General features: G+C 69.2%; 1 protein-coding gene and 1 pseudogene. One reads left to right on the top strand and one right to left on the bottom strand.

What is annotated here, in order from left to right:
- A pseudogene (locus AC1DU6_RS32025) lies at positions 1 to 362 on the bottom strand (hypothetical protein); the annotation flags it as partial.
- Between the two features lie 16 nt (positions 363 to 378).
- Here AC1DU6_RS32025 and AC1DU6_RS32020 point away from each other — a divergent pair.
- A partial coding sequence (locus AC1DU6_RS32020) for an AsmA family protein (protein ID WP_477862237.1) occupies positions 379 to 1183 on the top strand: 805 nt, incomplete at its 3' end.

Below are 1183 nucleotides of genomic sequence, written 5' to 3'. Positions count from 1 at the left end.
GTGGTGCGGCTCGGCGTGCCGGCATCGAATTCCGGGGTGTGGCGCTTCACGCCGCCGCCCAGCACCAGCACCGCGCCGTCAGAGCGGCGACGCAAAGCGTCGACCTGGGCCGGTTTGAGGACCGCAGGCTGGCCCACGGCCCGGCTCAGCAATTCAGCAGCGGCTTCGGTAGCCGATAGCCACACTCCCGCAAGCGCCAGGCCCAGTAACAGCGCGCCAAAGCGACGACCGCGCCTGAGCCGCCAACCGCCCCAGGCTGCCAGCAGCAGCATGGGCACGGGAGGCAGCGCCGCTGCGAGCAGCAGGGTCTTGAGGCCGGAATAGTCGAGAGAGAGGCTCACCACGGGCATCATCGCCGACATCAATAATGCGCCTGCCGTGACGCCGCTTTCCCGCTCCCCCGCCCGCCTCGCCCTCTGGACCATCGCCGCGCTGTCGGCCCTGGTCACCTTGCTGCTGCTGGTCGTGACACTGGCGCTACCCGGCTGGGTTACCGGCCGTGGCGCTGCACTGGCCAGCGAGGCCCTGGGCCGGCCGGTCACCGTCGAGGAGGCCAGTTTCCAGCCCTGGCGTCTGGCCCTGGTCATCGAAGGGCTGAGTATTGCCGGCGCCGACGCCGGGCAGCCACCGCTGTTCAAGCTGCAGAAATTGGATGCTGCCCTGTCGCTGCGCTCTCTGCTGCGCGGCCGTGCCGTCATCGAATCCGTGGCCTTGACCAAGCCCGAACTGCGCCTCGCCCGCGTGGCCGAGGGCCGCTATGACATCGACGACCTGATCCAGCGCTTTGCCGCCAAGCCCGGGGCGCCCGAGGAGCCGGACGCCGAGTTCGCCGTCTACAACATCGAGCTGGCCGACGGTCGCATCCTCTTCGACGACCGCCCGGTGCAGCGCAAGCACGAGCTGGCCGGCCTTCACCTGGCCCTGCCTTTCATGTCGACGCTGCCGGCCGACGTCAAGGTCAAGGTGCAGCCCCAGCTGAACGGCAAGCTCGACGGCGTCGCCTTCGACAGCCGCGCCGAGGCGCTGCCCTTTGACGATGACGTCAGTGCTCGTTTGTCCTTCAAATTTGCCGGGCTGGATCTCGCACCGCTGGCCGCCTATGTGCCTGCCAGCGCGCCCATCCGACTGGCCGGCGGCAGGCTCGATGTCGACGTGGCGGTGGACTTTGCCGAGCGCCCCAAGC

Source organism: Roseateles sp. P5_B10 (assembly GCF_056400485.1).
The sequence above is the reverse complement of the archived record's forward strand: the minus strand, read 5'-3'. Positions and strand labels throughout refer to the sequence as shown.